The following is a 15,832-nucleotide window of genomic DNA, read 5'->3' on the forward strand; positions in this document are numbered from 1 at the left end:
GTCTCAGGGGTCGCGGTCGGGGTCCCGGTTCGGGCCGCCGACCAGGCGGTCGACCTCCTCGTCGGGTTTCCACTCGCCGGCCTCCTTCGGGTCGACGTGGACGAACGCGTCGTCGACCTCCGGGAGGCGCTCGATCGACTGGATCACGGCGCTCTCGATGTCGTGGGCCTCCGTCAGGGTGCGGTCGCCTTCCACCTCGACGTGGAGCGAGACGTCGATCTCCGGGCCGACGTAGTGGGCGATGACGTCGTGGGCGCCCTCCACGTCGGGGTGGGAGAGCGCCCGGCGGACGATCTCGGCCCGGAGATCCTCGGGCGGGGCCGCCCCGACGAGGTAGTCGAGGTTGTCCCGGACGACCTCGACGCCGGTGTAGAGGATGCCGACGCCGACGACGGCGGCCGCGATGGGGTCGAGCAGCGGGAACCCGAGGACGGCGCCGATGACGCCCCCCATCGCCGCCAGCGCGGTGAGGATGTCGTTGCGATTGTCCAGCGCCGTCGCCACGACGGCGGGCGAGCGGTGGTCCGTTCCCACCGCCAGACAGTAGCGATAGAGCAGGTACTTTGCGACGGCGGCGAACGCGAGCACGCCCACGGCCGCGGGGTTGTGGGTCACCGCGACGGAGTCCGCGAGGACGCTCGAGATCGCCTGCCAGATGACGGCTGCGCCGGCGGCGAAGATGCCCAGCGCGACGAAGAGGCTCACGAACGGCTCGATGCGCTCGTGGCCGTGGGGGTGCTCGAAGTCGGGGGGCCGGGTGGTGAGGTAGAGGCCGGCGACGATCACCACGCTGTAGACCGTGTCGGCGAGGCTGTTGACGGCCTCCGAGCCGACGGCGAGGCTCCCGGTGACGTACCAGATCGCCCCCTTGGCCAGGACCAGGACCAGGTTGACCCCGAGCACCACGAGGCCGACCCGCCTGAGCGCCGTCGAGCGTGTCATCGCAGGCGCTTGGACGCGGGGGGTCAAAAGTCCCCCTTCGACGGCCTACGACAGGTCGACCGCTTGGTCCGGCCCGTGGACCGTCGCCCCCTCCTGTTCGGCGAAGCCCTCGTGGAGGCGCTCGTAGGTGTCCTCGACGGCCTCGACGATCACCTTCGTCTCCGAGATCACCGGCATGAAGTTGGTGTCGCCCTCCCACCGCGGGACGACGTGGGTGTGGAGGTGGTCGTCGATCGACCCCCCGGCCGCGCCGCCACCGAGGTTGAGACCGGCGTTGTACCCCTCCGGATGCAGGGCCGTCTCCATCGCCTCGATGGTCCGCTGTTTGAGGCGCGCGTGATCGGCGAGTACCGGTTCGTCGAGGTCGCGGTAGTCGCCGGTGTGCTGGTGGGGGATCACCATCGCGTGCCCGGGGTTGTACGGGTAGTTGTTCAGCAGGACGAACGCGTGCTCGCTCCGGGCGACGACCTTGTTCGCCCGATCGTCGTCGGCGTCGGCGAACGCGCAGAACACGCAGCCGTCGACGTCCTCGTTCTTGTCCGGCCGCTCGACCCAGTCGATCCGCCAGGGCGCGAACACCTGCTCCATGCCCGTGCTGGGACCGCGCCCGGCTTAACCGCCACGGCACACCGCGATTCGATGGCGAGCCATCTTCACGTATTTATATCCATCGGCCGTTCTATCGGGGTAGCCCCGAACGGAACTGTGAACGGGCTCCGTAAACGATCTGGGACGCTCTCGGCCCGTCATAGCGAAAACCACCGGACGGCGACCGGAAATCGCGTGAACGAACCGGAACGGATTGGAGTTTTTATGCTCCCGACCGGGGTAGGACCGGACGCGATGTCAGTACGCGATGATACGTCCGACGGGATGACAGAGGAGTGCGAGGAATGTCGGCGAGAGACGCCCCACGAGGTGTCCGTGGAGATTCTCACGGAGAGCGCCACGCCGGAGAACGCCGAGTACTCGCGCGAGCCCTACCGTGTCAGCGAGTGTCGGGTGTGTGGTGCGCGCACCGTCCTGCGGATGAACAACGCCTAGCTGACATCACAGCCGCGTCGTGACCTCGCAGCCGTCCTCGGTGACGATGAGCGTGTGTTCTTTCTGACTGACCAGCTGGCCGTCCTCCTCCTTGAGTACGGGGTAGCCGTGGAGCACGTCCTGCTGTTTGAGCCGCCGGAGCGCCATCTCCGGCCGGCGCACGTCGAGCCAGCGCGTGGCGAAGGGTAACGTCTTGAACTCCTCGGTGATCTGGTTCAGCGCGTCCCGGGCGGCGCGGTTGCGGACCGACCCCTCCGATTCGAGCGCGAAGATCTCCTCCTCGCTGCCCTCCCGCACCTTGCCGCCGCCGTCGGTCGCGAACGGTTCGATGGCGACGACGTCGCCGGCCTCGAGTTCGACGCCCTGTGCGACCTCCCGGTTCGGGATGTTCGGCGGCGTGTGCTGCTTCCAGTGGCCAAGTCCGTGGCCGGTGAGGTTCACGACCGGGTTGAACCCGTAACCGTCGATCGTCTCCTCGATGACGGCACCGATCTCGCCCGTGTCGACGCCGGCTTCCACCACGTCGAGTGCGGCGTCGAGGGCTGCCTCGGAGGCCTCCGCTAGCTCGGGGTTACCCGAGAGGTCGACGGTGACGGCGGTGTCGGCGAGCCAGCCGTCGACGTGAACCCCGATGTCGAGGTTGACCATCTCCTCGCCGAAGGTCGCCGAATCGTCGACGCTCGGCGTGGCGTGGGCGGCCTCCTCGTCGATGCTGATGTTCACGGGGAAGGCCGGCTCGCCGCCGAGTTCGCGGATCCGCTCCTCGGCCCACTCGGCCAGTTCCAGGTGACTCGCGCCGACTTCCACCCGGTCTGCGGCCTCGTTTCGCACCTGCGCGAGGATCTCGCCCGCTTCCCGGTGTTTCTCGTACTGCTCGCCGTCCAGGTCCACGTCGGTCATACCCGCCCGTTCGACGAACGCCGGCAAAGGAGTTGCGCTCCGGCAGGTCACGCGGCGCCGTCCGCCCGTCTCGACCGAACCGGTCCGACAGCCGAGACGACGCCGGAGCACCCGGTCGCTTACGGGTAGCCAAATTGATCGCCACTGGTCGGTGAGGGTCAGCCGACCCGCAAGTGAAAGATGCCGATCTGCAACCGATCGGCCGTCAGAGACCGCTTATCCCACACAGTCGGTCGCTACGTTCTCGAAACGGTCTGGGCCCCTTATCCCGGGCCTTGAGGAACCGGACACCGGATGAGAGACAAGCATCTGGCGGCAGTGACAGCGATACTTCTGGTCGTGGCCGCGGCCGGAATTGCCCTGACAGCAGGTGGGCAACAGGGTGCGCCACAGGCCACGGCCGCGGACACGACGGACGAGACGACGGACGCCACGGGTGTGACTCTTCACGGAGTCACCGTCGAACGACTCCGGCTTCAGGACACGAACGTCACGAACGCGACCGTCAACCGGCTGACGGTGGCCGAAGTGACGAGCGAGAACCGGACCATCACCAACGGGACCTTCGTCGACGTCGAGATCCAGTCGCTCCAACTGGAAGGCGTGACGGCCGACGACCTCACCAGCCAGGGGATGGCCCCGGAGGAGATGCCGGGCGCAGCGAACGAGACCATGCCCGCTGGCGAGGCAAACATGACGGAGACGCCGATGGGCGAGGCGACTGCGACCGAGACGCCGATGGGCGAAGAAACCGCGACGGAGACGCCGATGGGCGAAGAGACCGCGACCCCGACGGTCGCGGATGAGGGGACCGAACCCCTGCTGGCCCAGGAGAACGAAACGGAGACGCCCGGCGGCGAGACCACGCCGGCTGCCGGAGCCCAGAACGAGACGAACGAGACAGAGGAGGTCGAGAGCGTCAGGATCGCGATGCTCTCGGTCCAGCAGCTCGAAGTCGACTCCCTGAGCTACGAGGAGTCGGCGGCCGCCGGCGAGCAAGCGGGCGAGGCCGGGACGCCCGGTGAGGCGACGCCCGGCGAGGCGACCACGACGGAGACGCCGGGCGAAGCGACGCCGGGTGAGGCGACGCCCGAAGCGGAGACGCCCGGAGCGGAGACGCCTGGCGCACCGGGGACGCCCACCGAAGCCGTTTCACCGATGATGGCTCAGGCGAACGAGACGACGCCGGGTGACGGCGAGATGACGCCGGATGATGGTGAGATGACGCCCGACGAAGGCGAGACCACCACCGACGACGGCGAGATGACGCCGGATGACGGTGAGATGACTCCCGACGACGGCGAGATGACGCCAGGTGCGGGCGGCGGACAGGCCGGTGAAGGCCAGACCGTCGTCGTGCCGATGGTGAACGTCACCCACCTCAGCGTCGGCGAGATGGTCGTGACGACGAGCATGGGGGCGAACGAGACCGGCAACGCGACCGGTGCGGCGACGCCCGGTGGCGCCGGACAGCCGAACACGACCCAGGCCGGACCGCCCGGCGGTCAGGGGAACGCGCAGGCAGGCGGCCCCGCGACCGCCGCACAGCCGACCGCCGTCCAGGTCGACAACGCCACGGCGGACCGCGCCACGGCTCGACTGACGACCGAGTACGGCCAGTTCCACCTGGCGAACGTCTCGGTCCCCGACGAGATCCAGGCCGGCGAGAACTTCACGGCGACGCTCACGCTGGTCAACGCCGACGACCAGCGCGGCGTCGAGTACATCGGCTACCAGGTCGGGACGACCGCGATGACGCGCCAGCTGGTCGTCCTCGAACCGGGTGAACGCCAGGAGGTCACGATCAACGTCTCCACCGAGGACCTCACGGCCGGAACCTACACCCAGCAAATCGAGAGCCAGCGGACGACCGTCACCCTGCCGCTGACCGTGCAGAACGGCGAGGACAACGCCACCGCAATGGCCACGCCGAACGAGACGACGACGCCGGGCGAGACGGAGACGCCCGAGGAGGAGACGCCGGGCGGAGAGACGCCGACCGACGAGACGCCCGAAGAGGAGACGCCAGGCGGAGAGACGGCGACCGAAGCGACGCCTGGTGCCGGTGGTGTGACGACGACTGACGGCGGGCTGTAGGACGGCCCCATCGCCGCGGGCCGCTCTCGGGGACGGTCAGCGACGAGCCTGACACTGAATAATCACCACGGTCGTTGTCGATAGTTTCCCAGGAAGCGGTAGGCCTTTTAGCCCGACGTGTGAACTTCCGAGATATGCCCTACGAGAAGGTCGACGTGCCCGCGGACGGGGAGAAAATCGAGGTGGTAGATCCGGAGAACGACGAACTCTCGGTTCCGGAGAACCCCATCATCCCCATCATCTACGGCGATGGAATCGGCGTCGACGTCGGACCGGCCGCACAGAAGGTGCTCGAGGCGGCGGCCGAAGCCACCGGCCGGTCGATCAGCTGGATGCGGGTCTACGCCGGCGAGACCGCACGCGAGCAGTACGACGAGAACCTCCCCGAGGACACCCTCCAGGCGTTCCGGGAGTTCAACGTCGGGATCAAGGGCCCGCTCACGACCCCGGTCGGCGCGGGCTTTCGCTCGCTGAACGTCGCTCTCCGCAAGCGACTCGACCTCTACACGAACGTCCGACCCACCTACCACATCGAGGGCGTCCCCTCGCCGGTGACGCGCCCGGACCAGATGGACATGGTCACCTTCCGGGAGAACACCGAGGACGTCTACGCCGGCATCGAGTGGGAGGCCGGCACCGACGAGGTCGAGAAGGTCCGCGAGTTCGTCGAAGACGAGATGGGCTTCGACGAGACGATCCACGAGGGCGCCGTCGGCATCGGCGTCAAGCCGATCACCGAGTTCGGCACCAAACGCCTCGTCCGCAAGGCCATCGAGTACGCCCTGGAGAACGACCGCGATTCGGTCACGCTGGTCCACAAGGGGAACATCATGAAGTTCACCGAGGGCGCGTTCCGCGACTGGGGCTACGAGGTCGCCGAAGAGGAGTACGGCAGCGAGGTCATCACCGAGGACACCCTCTGGGAGGAACGCGACGGCGAAGCCCCCGAGGACGCCGTCGTCGTCAACGACCGCATCGCCGACAACATGCTCCAGCAGATCCTCACCCGCACCGAGCAGTACGACGTGCTCGCGATGCCGAACCTCAACGGCGACTACCTCTCGGACGCCTGCGGCGCCCAGATCGGCGGGCAGGGGATCGCCCCCGGCGCGAACTTCGGCGACGGTCGCTGTCTCGCCGAACCCGTCCACGGCTCGGCCCCCAAGTACGCCGGCCAGGACAAGGTGAACCCGACCGCGATGATCCTCTCCGGCCGGATCATGCTCGAGTACCTCGGCTGGCAGGACGCCAGTAACCTGATCTACGACGCCGTCGAGGAGGCGATCAAGTCCAAACACGTCACCTACGACATCGAGCGCCAGATCCAGGGCGGCGAGAAACTCGCCACCAGCGAGTACGCCCAGCGGGTCGCCGACAACATCCACGACCTGGCCTGACTCCCCGGCCGCCGTTTTCTGTTTCGTCTCGCTCCGTCCAGCCGCGCCACCTGGTCCACCCAGCGGGGGCGACGGGGGACGGAAAACTCTTCTCCGATGGCGACGCAGGTGCGGATATGTACGCGGTCGTCGGGTGCAGCGACTGCGACGCGCTCCGCGTCGTCGAGGGCCGCCCCGAACGCTCCGAGTGTCCCCGCTGTGGCGCCAGCCGCAAGTTCGAGACCCTCAAGCAGTTCGTCACCACCGAGGACCCGGACCACGCCCGCGAGGTCCGGGCGGCCCTGCTGGCGAAACGCCAGGGCCGGGAAGACGCCTTCGACGACCTGGACTCGTTCGCGGAGATGGACCGCTACCTGGACGAGGCCGGCGTCGACGACGACGAGTATCTCGAAGCGTCCGGGCTGGACCCCGACGCGGTCGCGGCGGCCGGCGATCGCGCCGGCGAGGGGAGCGGCGGCGGTCAAAGTCGCAAGGAGACGGTCCTGGCGGCGCTCCGGGACCGGGACGAACCGACGGAGGAGGCGGTCCTCGCCTACGCGACCGACCGCGGCGTGCCGGCCGAGTACGTCCGGGACGCGCTCGCGAAACTCGTCCGCCGGGGCGAGGTGACCGAACGGGACGGGACCTACCGCCTGCTCTGACCGGTTTCTGACAGCGGCGTAAGTTGTCCGAATCACGACTGCGGAATTTAACATGCGAGACGGTGACATACCTGTATGGCAGCGGAGCGACCGGAACGCGCGGACCTGTTCTTCCTCGCGGCGGGGACCGGGATCGTCCTCGGGGCGATCGTGGTCGTGATCGCCGGGAGCGCCGGCCAGCCGTCGGTGGGGGGTCTCGGGCTCAACCGGATCGGCCAGTTCCTCTTCGCGGCCGGCTTCGGATTCGGGGCGCTCTACCACCGCGTGCTCGGGCACGGGCTTCAGGTCGCGGGCTTTTCGCTTCTGGCCGCCGGGTGGGCGTTGCTCTTCGCGGACTGGCTGCTCGTCCCGCTCCTGGGCCGGGGGCTGTTCACGCTGATCATCGCGGTGCTGGCGCTGGGCGGGGCGCTCGTCGTGCTCGGTATCATCGGGGACGCAGAGCGACTCCGGGAGGCGGTGCCGCCGGGGGTCCGCCCGGGGGACTAGACGGCTTCCAACCGGCTCCTCACCGACCCAGTTCCGCGTGGGCGCTGGAGAGGTGCCGGGAGGCCAGCGCCGCCAGCAGGGAGAGTTCGCCCGCTAGCGCCGCCGTCGCGATCACTTCCGCGAGCGCGTCGGCGTTGCTGCCGGCGGGGTCGCCGCCGCCGCCGACGCCGACCACGTCGAGGGCCTCGGCCTGCGTGGGCAGGCCCGTCCCGCCACCGACGGTACCGACTTCGAGGGAGGCGATCGTGACGCTGGCGTAGAGCCCCTCCTCGCGCTCTTCGACTGTGGTGATGGCGTTCGAACCCTCGACGACCTGGGCGATGTCCTGGCCCAGCGCGAGGAACGCGGCGGCGATGACGTTCGCGGCGTGGGCGTTGAACCCCAGGCTCCCCGCTTTCGCGCTCCCGACGAGGTTCTTGCGGGTGTTGGCCTCCGCGATGGCGTCGGCGGTCGTGTCGAGGCGCTCCTCGACGAGGTCGTGGGGGAGGAGCACGTCGGCGGCGACGGTGCGGCCCCGGCCCTCGATGGCGTTGATCGCCGCGGGCTTCTTGTCCGTACAGAGGTTGCCCGAGAGCGCGACGAGGGAGGCAGGCGTCTCGCTTTCGACGACGCCGCAGGCCTCCTCCGTGGCGATGGTGGCCATGTTCATTCCCATCGCGTCCTTCGTGTCGTAGACGAACCGGAGGAAGACCGAGTCGCCGACGACGTAGGGGGTCACGTCGGTGAGCTCGCCGTGGCTGGTGGTCGACTCGGCGGCCTCGGCCAGCTGGTCCGTGTTCTCGCGGACCCAGGCGGCCACGGTCGCGGCTTCGCCGACGTCTTCGACCGTGAACACGGGCGCGCGGGTCATCCCGTTCTTGAGGACGCGCGCGGTCGCGCCGCCGGCCGATCGGATGGCCGAGCAGCCGCGGTTGACGCTCGCGAGCAGCGCCCCCTCGGTCGTCGCCATCGGAAGGTAGCGCTCGCCGTCGACGCTCCCGCCGTCGATCTCCACGGGGCCGACGACGCCCATCGGGACCTGCGCCCCGCCGATCATGTTCTCGATATTGGGGTCGGCGTTTTCGGCCTCGAACGCGTACGATCCGACTGTCTCGAGGTCGGTGTCTGTCTCGCTCTCGACGAAGGCCCGGCGGGCCGCGGCGGCCGTCTCCGGGTCGGCGTGGGCCTCCAGTTCGTGGAGTCGGAGCTCGCCGTCGCGGACGCGTGCGGCGAGCTCTGACGGGTCGGTCATACCGGACGGGTCGACCGGTGTTCCCCTAAGCGTTTCTACACCCGCCTGAGGTCGACCTCGCCGGCGGGGACCCGGTAGCTGAACAGCTCTTCCTTCGGAGCGGCCCCCGAGTTCACCGACTTGTCGACCGCGTGGACCGTGAACTCGCAGGCGTCGCGGGTGACCTCGGCGACGGCGTACCCCCAGTGGCCGCTGTCGAGCGCCTCGACCTGCGCGCTGCGGGAGACGATGGCGTCGGTGAGGTAGCGCTCGACCCGGGCCGAATCGACGCCGTCGAGGCGTTCGCGGAGGTTCGGACTGGTGACCGCGGGCGTCATGAGTTCGACGCCGACCCGCGAGTCGGGCGACGCGGCGTCGCCTCGGGCCACGTACCCGGCGAGCGAGGAGTGGAGGTCGCCGCTGAACACGAGGAGGTTCTCCGGGCCGTCGCGGAGTCGGTCCAGCAGGTACCGCCGCTCCGTCGCGAACCCGTCCCAGGCGTCGGCGTTGAACACGGTCGCGTAGTCGGTGTCGACCCGGAAGTCCGTGAGAAGGACCTCGTTGGCCCAGGCGGACCAGGTGGCGTCGCCGTCCCGCATCTGCTTCAGGAACCACCGGCGTTGCGTCTCGCCAAGCATCGTCTGGTCGATGTCCGCCTCGGCCACGGACCCCGAGTCGTCCGAACCGAACTCGATCCCCAGTTTGTCGCCGGCCTCCGGGCTCGTCCGGTAGAGGCGTTCGTCTGTCACCACCAGATCCAGCAGGTCGCCGAACTCGAACGTTCGGTAGAGCCGCAACCGCTGCTGGAGGTCCGCCGCGTTCGGATCGTAGCCCACCCGGACGGGCATGTACTCCCACCAGGCCCTGATGCCGGCCGCGAACAGTCGTCGCATGGCGTCGGGGTCGCCCTTGCAGGGGTGGGTCTTCGCACCGGCGCGGGGGCGGTCTTCCTCGTAGTCCCAGTAGCGGTTGTCGACGATCTCGTGGTCGTCCCAGGTCGGCACGAGCGCGTGGCGTTCGAGCGCGGCCTGGAGGAACCGGTCGCCCCGATAGGTCCGATAGAGGTGCCGGAAGTCGGCCAGATCGACCGCGACTGATTCGCCGCTCGGGAGCCGAACGTACCGGTCGAAGTACTCGTAGAAGGCCTGGGACTCGGTGAAGCCGCCGTACTCGTAGACGAAATCGCCCAGGTGGAGGACGAAGTCCAGGTCCTCCCGGGCGAGGTGCGCGAACGCGCCGTAGTAGCCGTTCCGGTAGTCCTGGCAGTTCACGATCCCGAACCTGACGCGCTCGGGGCTGCTCCCCGGTGCCGGCAGGGTCCGGAACTCGCCGGTCTCGCTGGCCACGTCGTCGTAGACGAACCGGTAGTAGTACCGCTCGTCGGGCGACAGTCGCCCGTCGAGATCGATCTTCGCGGTGTAGTCGTGGGCTGCGAGATCGTCGGTCCCGACGGCGAAAGTCCGCCGGTCGCGCTCGAAGTCCTCGTCGGTCGCGACGACGAGTTCCAGCGGCGCGTTCGGATCGAAGGCGTCCGGGTTCACCCGCGTCCAGACCACCGCCCCGGTCGGCGTCGGATCGCCGCTTGCGACGGACTGGGGAAACACGCCGTCGGTGTCTCGGTCGCCCCAGTAGCGACTGGCGCCACCCGAGAGCGGTTCGACCGACCGCGGTTCGGGTATCGCGTCCGTCCCCAGCAGGTCCGCCGTCCCGAGCGCGAAGGGCGCCCCGGCGATGCCCCTGAGCGCCGCCCGCCGTCCATCGTCCACCCTCCGCTCTTCAGTCACCGTCGACCCCCACCCGTTCGTACATCGGAAACCTCAGACGATTATTGTAAAACAGATTGGCTAAACGTAACGGTTCGTATGCCCGGTCGTTAATAACGGCCGGGGATGTGACCGGAGAGAGATACGTTTCGTGCCGGTCGGCAGACGCGTCGCGGTCGCTCCCACGCATCACGTTCCGGGGGCAGCGACGGGGACAGCGGCAATATATGCACGAAAATCCACCGGTGCCGTATATTGAAGGCAAAATCTTTTCAATATCATCTACCGTAGGTCGTGCAACACCAAAGGGTGGTATACGTGCCGGAAATGGAAACAGCGCGGTTCGAGACCGACCTGAGTCTCTTCAAATACGACGACCTGGAACAGCTCCCGCCGGCCTATCGCGACCTCGACGAAGTCGCGCGCACCGAGCGCATCGAGGCCGCACTGGCCGAGCTGGGCGACGACGTGGTCATCCTGGGCCACAACTACCAGCGCCGGGAGATCGTCGAACACGCCGACTTCGTCGGCGACTCCTACCAGCTCTCGAAGGAGGCCGCCGCGGCCGACGCCGACTACGTGATCTTCGGCGGCGTGACGTTCATGGCCGAGTCCGCCGACATCATCACCGACGACGATCAGTCCGTGATCCTCCCGAGCATGGAGGCGTCCTGCCCGATGGCCGGGATGGCGGAAGCGCTGCAGGTCGACGCCGCGTGGGCGGAACTCACCGCCGCGACCGACGACGACATCGTGCCGATCACCTACATGAACAGCTACGCCGACCTGAAGGCCTTCTGCGCCGAGCAGGGCGGGCTGGTCTGTACCTCCTCGAACGCCCACCGGGCCTTCGAGTACGCCTTCGAGAGGGGCGAGAAGGTCCTCTTCCTCCCGGACAAGCACCTCGGGGAGAACACGGCTCACAGGTTGGGACTGGAGGACGAGATCGTCGAGTGGGACCCCTGGGATCCCGAGAGCAAAGACGCGAGCGCCGCGGTCGAGAACGACGTGATCCTCTGGGACGGCTACTGCCAGGTCCACGAGCGATTCCGCGAGAGTCACGTCGAGGACCTGCGCGAGGAACGCCCGGACGCCAACGTCGTCGTCCACCCGGAGTGCCGTCGGGAGGTCGTCGAGGCCGCCGACGTGGTCGGGTCCACCGCGACCATCTGCGAGACGGTCGCCGAGGCCGACCCCGGCGAGGCCTGGGCCATCGGCACGGAGATCCACCTCGCGAACCACCTCGACCGCTGGCACCCGGAGGTGGAGGTCCTGCCGCTCTGCGGCGACGCCTGCATGGACTGCAACGCCATGCGCCAGATCGACCCCAACTACCTGACCTGGGTGCTCGAGGAACTCGTCGAGGGCCGCGAACGCAACGTGATCGAGGTCGCGCCCGCGGAGAAGGAACTGGCACAGGTCGCACTCGACCGGATGCTGGAGATCTGATCCGATGTCCGCACACACCGAATCCGACGTGCTCGTGATCGGCTCCGGGATCGCCGGCCTCGCTGCCGCGCTGGCCGCGGCCCGCGAGGGCGCCGACGTGACCGTCGCGACGAAGGCCACCCGCCCGGAGGGGTCGGCCTCCTGGTGGGCCCAGGGGGGCATCGCCGTCGCGCGCGACGACCCCGAGCAGTTCAAGCGCGACGTCCTCGCGGCCTCGGACGGCACGGCCGACCCGGACGCCGTCGACGTGCTCGTCGAGAACGCGAACGACGCCGTCGAGGACGTCCTGCTGGAGACCCTCGACGTCGCGTTCGACGAGGCCCAGGGCGACTTCGACTTCGGGCGCGAGGCCGCCCACTCGGCGGACCGCATCCTCCACGTCGACGCCTCGACGGGGAAACACGTCCACGTCCCGTTCCTGAACTACCTCGACGACCACGACGGGGTCCGGATCAGAGACGACACCGCCGCGCTCGAACTGATCCGCCACGAGGGCCGGGCCCACGGGGCCGTCCTCGAATCGGACGGCGAATTCGCCCCCCACTTCGCGGGGTCGGTCGTGCTCGCGACCGGCGGCATCGGGGACCTCTATCCCAGGTCGACCAACCCCGCTGGCTCGACCGGGGACGGCATCGCCATGGCGGCCCTGGCGGGCGCGGAGGTCACGGACATGGAGTACGTCCAGTTCCACCCCACGGTGTGCGTTGCCAACGACAGTCCCTTCCTCGTCAGCGAGGCCGTCCGCGGCGAGGGTGCAGTGCTCCGCAACGGCGAGGGCGAGCGGTTCATGCCCGACTACCACGAGGACGCCGAACTCGCCCCCCGGGATGTCGTCGCCCGCGCGGTCCAGACCGAACGCGACGCGACGGGCGAGGTCCTGCTGGACGTGCGTCCCCTCGACTTCGCCGGCGCGTTCCCCGATCTCGTCGAGAAGTGCGAAGATCACGGCGTCGACTGGGAAACCGGGATCCCGGTCGTCCCGGCCGAGCACTTCTGCTGCGGCGGGATCGACGTCGACGACCGCGGGCGGACGAGTCTCGACCGGCTCTACGCCGTCGGCGAGTGCTCCCGCACGGGCGTCCACGGCGCGAACCGGCTGGCTTCGACCTCGCTGCTCGAGGGGCTGGTCTGGGGGCTGCGGGCCGGCGCCGACGCGGCCGGGACGGACGCCGAAGTCGTCGAGGCGCCGGAGCTCCTCGAACGGGACCCCGAACTCCCCGACCGGTTCGCCGCCGAGAAGTTCCGCCGGCTCCGGCGCGTCATGGACGAGTACGTCGGCCTGGAACGCGATCCCGAGGACCTCGGCAGGGCGATGGCCGTCCTCCGGCGACTCAAGGGCGAGGTGGACGCCTACACGCGGACGCGGACCTCGCGCTCGCTGTACGAACTCCGGTCGGCGAGCGTGACGGCCCTGCTGATCGCGCGACAGGCCGCCGCAAACGACGAGTCGGTCGGCTGTCATCACCTCGCGGAGAGTCCGAGCACCGACGCTGAATCCGACGCGCCCGAACCCCGGGCCGACGACTGATGCTCGCCGACTCGAAGATCGAGGGCTGGCTCCGCGAGGACCTGGGGCACCACGACGTGACGAACGAGGTTCCCGGGGAGACGACGGGGCGACTCGTCGCCAAAGAGTCGGGCGTCGTCGCGGGGCTGGACGCCGCCGCGGCGGTCTTCGACTACCTCGGGGTGAGCGTCGAGCGCCCCGCGGAACCGGGCGACCGCGTCGAGGCCGGCGAGGCTGTCCTGCGCGTTGCGGGCCCGGCCCGGGACGTGCTGCGCGGAGAGCGGGTCGCAGTCAACCTCGCCGGGCACGCCTCCGGCGTCGCGACGAAGACCCGGCGAGCGGTCGCGGCCGCGCGAGAGGCCGAGCGTAGTGAGGCCTCGGACGGTGCGAACGGCGAAGCCGTGAGCCGCGAGGTCGACGAGGACGTGACCGTCGCCGCGACGCGGAAGACGACCCCCGGGCTCCGCGGGATCGAGAAGCGCGCGGTCGTCGCGGGCGGGGGCGACACCCACCGGCTCGATCTCTCGCACATGGTGATGGTCAAGGACAACCACGTCGCCGAGATGGGCCTCGAGGGGGCCGTCGAGCACTTCCGCGATCGGGCATCCTTCGCCACGAAGATCGAGGTCGAGGTCGAGCGACCGGCCGAGGCGCCGCGGGCCGCCGACGCGGGCGCCGATATCGTCCTGCTCGACAACATGACGCCCGCGGAGACTCGGGAGGCCGTCGACCTGCTACGTGAGCGGGACCCCGCTGTTCTGGCGGAGGCCTCGGGCGGCATCACCGTCGAAGACGTCCCCGAATACGCGGGGACCGGCGTGGACGTGATCTCGATGGGCTCTTTGACCCACTCGGCGGCGTCGCTTGACTACTCCTTCCGGACGGACTAATCGAGATCGACGGCGAGCATGATCTCGTCGACGGGGTCGCCGTCGATCTCGAAGTGGCCGTCGCGGACGGCCTCGATGCGCCAGCCGTTCTCCTGGAGGAAGGAGACGGCGAGGTCGTTGGTCTCGGGGACGGAGTTGTAGACCCGGCGGCAGCCGTTGGCGCGGGCCCACTCCATCCCGCGCTGGAGGAGGTGGCTGCCGATGCTGTAGCGCCGGTACTCGACGAGGACGCCGACGGTGAGTTCGGCGGTGTGGGAGAGCTTGGCGAGGCGCGGGATCTCGACCTGGCACCAGCCGACGACCTCGTCCTCGACGGTCGCGACGAAGAACACGCGCGTCTCGCCGGCGTTGTTCCGCAGGAGGGCGTCCTCGTACTCGAGCTGTTCGGCGACGCTCTCGGCGACCAGGTGGACCTGGCGGTCGGCGACCGCCCGGACCACGCCCAAAAGTCCCGTCGCGTCGGCCTGACAGGCCGGTCGGATCTCGTAGGCCAGCCCAGCCGTCTCGTGTTCCTCGGTCTCGCCGCAGTCGAGTCGCACTCGGAGGTTCCCGTCTTCGGTCTCTTCGAGGTATCCGTCGCGTTTCAGCATCGAGACGTGGTGTCTGAACGCCTCCGGGTCGATGGCGACGTGGTCGGCCGCTTCGCTCGGCTGGACCGACCCGTGCCGCTCGACGTAGCGATAGATCCCCATCCGGTCGTCGTCGAAATCGAAGGACTCGAAGGGGCTCATTCCCGGATACCTTCGGTCCCGGGACCTATACAACTTTTGACCGTCTGACACGAGTCGCCACCGAACGGCCCCCATCCCCAATCACCTCGCAGCCGCGTTCAACAGGCTGGGCGTGGTACGCCCCCCAGGGAACACCGATGGACAACAGACTGCTCACCGGCGCGGTGCTACTGGTCGTCGGGGTGGGACTGGTCGGGGTGGAACTGCTCCAACTGATTCGAACCGTGCCGACGCTGACGCTCCCCCTCGGCGTCGTCGCCATCGCCGTCGGCACACTGCTCGTCGGGACGTCCGGGACGGTCACCCGGGGTCGCCAGTCGGCGTAGCGCGGGCTTTCCGGTCGGTTAAGTGACCGGGCCGCCTCCGACCGGACGTGACGACGGAACCGTCCCGGCGCACCGTCGAACTGGTTCGCGTCGGCGTCGCCGGCACGACCGTCGCGACGCTGGTAGCGGTGAGTCTGACGGCGTTCGGCGTCGCCCTCCCGGGCGCGGTGGCCGGCGTCGCCGTCGGCACCGGCGTGGCGCTCGTCCTCCCGGCGCTGCTCGCCCCGGAGCGATACGCCGCCGATAGTTCCGGGTCCGTCTTCGGATTCCGCCCCCTCCCGGCCGGGTTCGCGCTGGCGGGGAGCGGCCCCCTCGTCTTCGTCGGGCTGTTCGTCTCCGGATCGCTGGCGCTCGCCGTCTCGATGGGACTGCTCGGCGCGATCGCCGGCTACCGACTCTTCGCCGCGGCGATCCCCGAAGATCTCTCGACCGCGACCGAGTGATCCGCC

The 15,832-nt window shown here is 69.1% G+C and carries 16 protein-coding genes; 10 read left to right on the forward strand and 6 right to left on the reverse strand.

All coding sequences use genetic code 11. From position 1 onward, the window contains the following. Window positions 1–3 precede the first annotated feature (3 nt). Entirely contained in the window at window positions 4–942 is a 939-nt protein-coding gene (locus U5918_RS14195; protein WP_336002096.1) for a cation diffusion facilitator family transporter, read from the reverse strand. A 45-nt stretch (window positions 943–987) separates the two neighbouring features. Further along, window positions 988–1,530 (reverse strand): HIT family protein, encoded by a 543-nt coding sequence (locus U5918_RS14200; RefSeq protein ID WP_336002097.1) that lies wholly within the window; start codon window positions 1,528–1,530, stop codon window positions 988–990. A 255-nt stretch (window positions 1,531–1,785) separates the two neighbouring features. Between U5918_RS14200 and U5918_RS14205 the strand changes: the two genes are divergently transcribed. Next, window positions 1,786–1,986 (forward strand): DUF7835 family putative zinc beta-ribbon protein, encoded by a 201-nt coding sequence (locus U5918_RS14205; RefSeq protein WP_336002099.1) that lies wholly within the window; start codon window positions 1,786–1,788, stop codon window positions 1,984–1,986. A gap of 6 nt (window positions 1,987–1,992) precedes the next feature. Here the strand turns inward: U5918_RS14205 and map are convergent, their stop codons facing one another. After that, the gene (map, locus tag U5918_RS14210; protein WP_336002101.1) at window positions 1,993–2,886 is read right to left on the reverse strand and encodes a type II methionyl aminopeptidase; all 894 of its coding nucleotides are present in this window, start codon (window positions 2,884–2,886) and stop codon (window positions 1,993–1,995) included. Window positions 2,887–3,180: 294 nt separating this feature from the next. Between map and U5918_RS14215 the strand changes: the two genes are divergently transcribed. The 4 genes from U5918_RS14215 (at window position 3,181) to U5918_RS14230 (ending at window position 7,507) form a co-directional block, all read left to right on the forward strand. After that, window positions 3,181–4,983 (forward strand): hypothetical protein, encoded by a 1,803-nt coding sequence (locus tag U5918_RS14215; RefSeq protein ID WP_336002103.1) that lies wholly within the window; start codon window positions 3,181–3,183, stop codon window positions 4,981–4,983. A gap of 134 nt (window positions 4,984–5,117) precedes the next feature. Then, a complete protein-coding gene (icd, locus tag U5918_RS14220) occupies window positions 5,118–6,380 on the forward strand; it encodes an isocitrate dehydrogenase (NADP(+)) (protein ID WP_336002105.1) in 1,263 nt (420 codons plus the stop codon). Between the two features lie 116 nt (window positions 6,381–6,496). Next, the gene (locus tag U5918_RS14225; protein ID WP_336002107.1) at window positions 6,497–7,021 is read left to right on the forward strand and encodes a DUF5817 domain-containing protein; all 525 of its coding nucleotides are present in this window, start codon (window positions 6,497–6,499) and stop codon (window positions 7,019–7,021) included. A gap of 75 nt (window positions 7,022–7,096) precedes the next feature. Next, the gene (locus U5918_RS14230) at window positions 7,097–7,507 is read left to right on the forward strand and encodes a hypothetical protein (RefSeq protein WP_336002109.1); all 411 of its coding nucleotides are present in this window, start codon (window positions 7,097–7,099) and stop codon (window positions 7,505–7,507) included. 19 nt (window positions 7,508–7,526) lie between these two features. On the opposite strand, the gene hmgA is transcribed toward U5918_RS14230, so the two are convergent. After that, window positions 7,527–8,738: a hydroxymethylglutaryl-CoA reductase (NADPH) gene (hmgA, locus tag U5918_RS14235; protein ID WP_336002110.1), complete on the reverse strand. Its 1,212-nt coding sequence runs from the start codon at window positions 8,736–8,738 to the stop codon at window positions 7,527–7,529. A gap of 35 nt (window positions 8,739–8,773) precedes the next feature. Continuing rightward, window positions 8,774–10,501 carry an alkaline phosphatase D family protein gene (locus tag U5918_RS14240; protein WP_336002111.1) on the reverse strand — a complete coding sequence of 576 codons (1,728 nt, stop codon included), beginning with the start codon at window positions 10,499–10,501 and terminating at the stop codon, window positions 8,774–8,776. Window positions 10,502–10,807: 306 nt separating this feature from the next. On the opposite strand from U5918_RS14240, the gene nadA reads away from it, so the two are divergent. From nadA to nadC, 3 genes are read left to right on the forward strand one after another with little or no spacing between them, the layout of a single operon-like run. After that, window positions 10,808–11,929: a quinolinate synthase NadA gene (gene nadA / locus U5918_RS14245; protein WP_336002112.1), complete on the forward strand. Its 1,122-nt coding sequence runs from the start codon at window positions 10,808–10,810 to the stop codon at window positions 11,927–11,929. 4 nt (window positions 11,930–11,933) lie between these two features. After that, window positions 11,934–13,457: an L-aspartate oxidase gene (locus U5918_RS14250; protein WP_336002113.1), complete on the forward strand. Its 1,524-nt coding sequence runs from the start codon at window positions 11,934–11,936 to the stop codon at window positions 13,455–13,457. Continuing rightward, the gene (gene nadC / locus U5918_RS14255) at window positions 13,457–14,326 is read left to right on the forward strand and encodes a carboxylating nicotinate-nucleotide diphosphorylase (RefSeq protein ID WP_336002114.1); all 870 of its coding nucleotides are present in this window, start codon (window positions 13,457–13,459) and stop codon (window positions 14,324–14,326) included. Before U5918_RS14250 ends, nadC begins: the two co-directional genes overlap by 1 nt. On the opposite strand, the gene U5918_RS14260 is transcribed toward nadC, so the two are convergent. After that, complete coding sequence (locus tag U5918_RS14260; RefSeq protein ID WP_336002115.1) at window positions 14,323–15,057, reverse strand: bifunctional helix-turn-helix transcriptional regulator/GNAT family N-acetyltransferase; 735 nt, start codon at window positions 15,055–15,057, stop codon at window positions 14,323–14,325. The two genes, nadC and U5918_RS14260, sit on opposite strands and share 4 nt — an antisense overlap. A 137-nt stretch (window positions 15,058–15,194) precedes the next feature. Here U5918_RS14260 and U5918_RS14265 point away from each other — a divergent pair, with 137 nt between their 5' ends. After that, window positions 15,195–15,383, forward strand: a complete 189-nt coding sequence (locus tag U5918_RS14265; RefSeq protein ID WP_336002116.1) for a hypothetical protein — start codon at window positions 15,195–15,197, stop codon at window positions 15,381–15,383. 47 nt (window positions 15,384–15,430) lie between these two features. Beyond that, on the forward strand, window positions 15,431–15,826 hold the full coding sequence (locus U5918_RS14270; RefSeq protein ID WP_336002117.1) for a hypothetical protein: 396 nt from the start codon (window positions 15,431–15,433) through the stop codon (window positions 15,824–15,826). The last annotated feature ends 6 nt before the right edge of the window (window positions 15,827–15,832 follow it).

Origin of the sequence: Halorientalis sp. LT38, assembly GCF_037031225.1 — an archaeon.
Lineage (GTDB): Archaea > Halobacteriota > Halobacteria > Halobacteriales > Haloarculaceae > Halorientalis > Halorientalis halophila.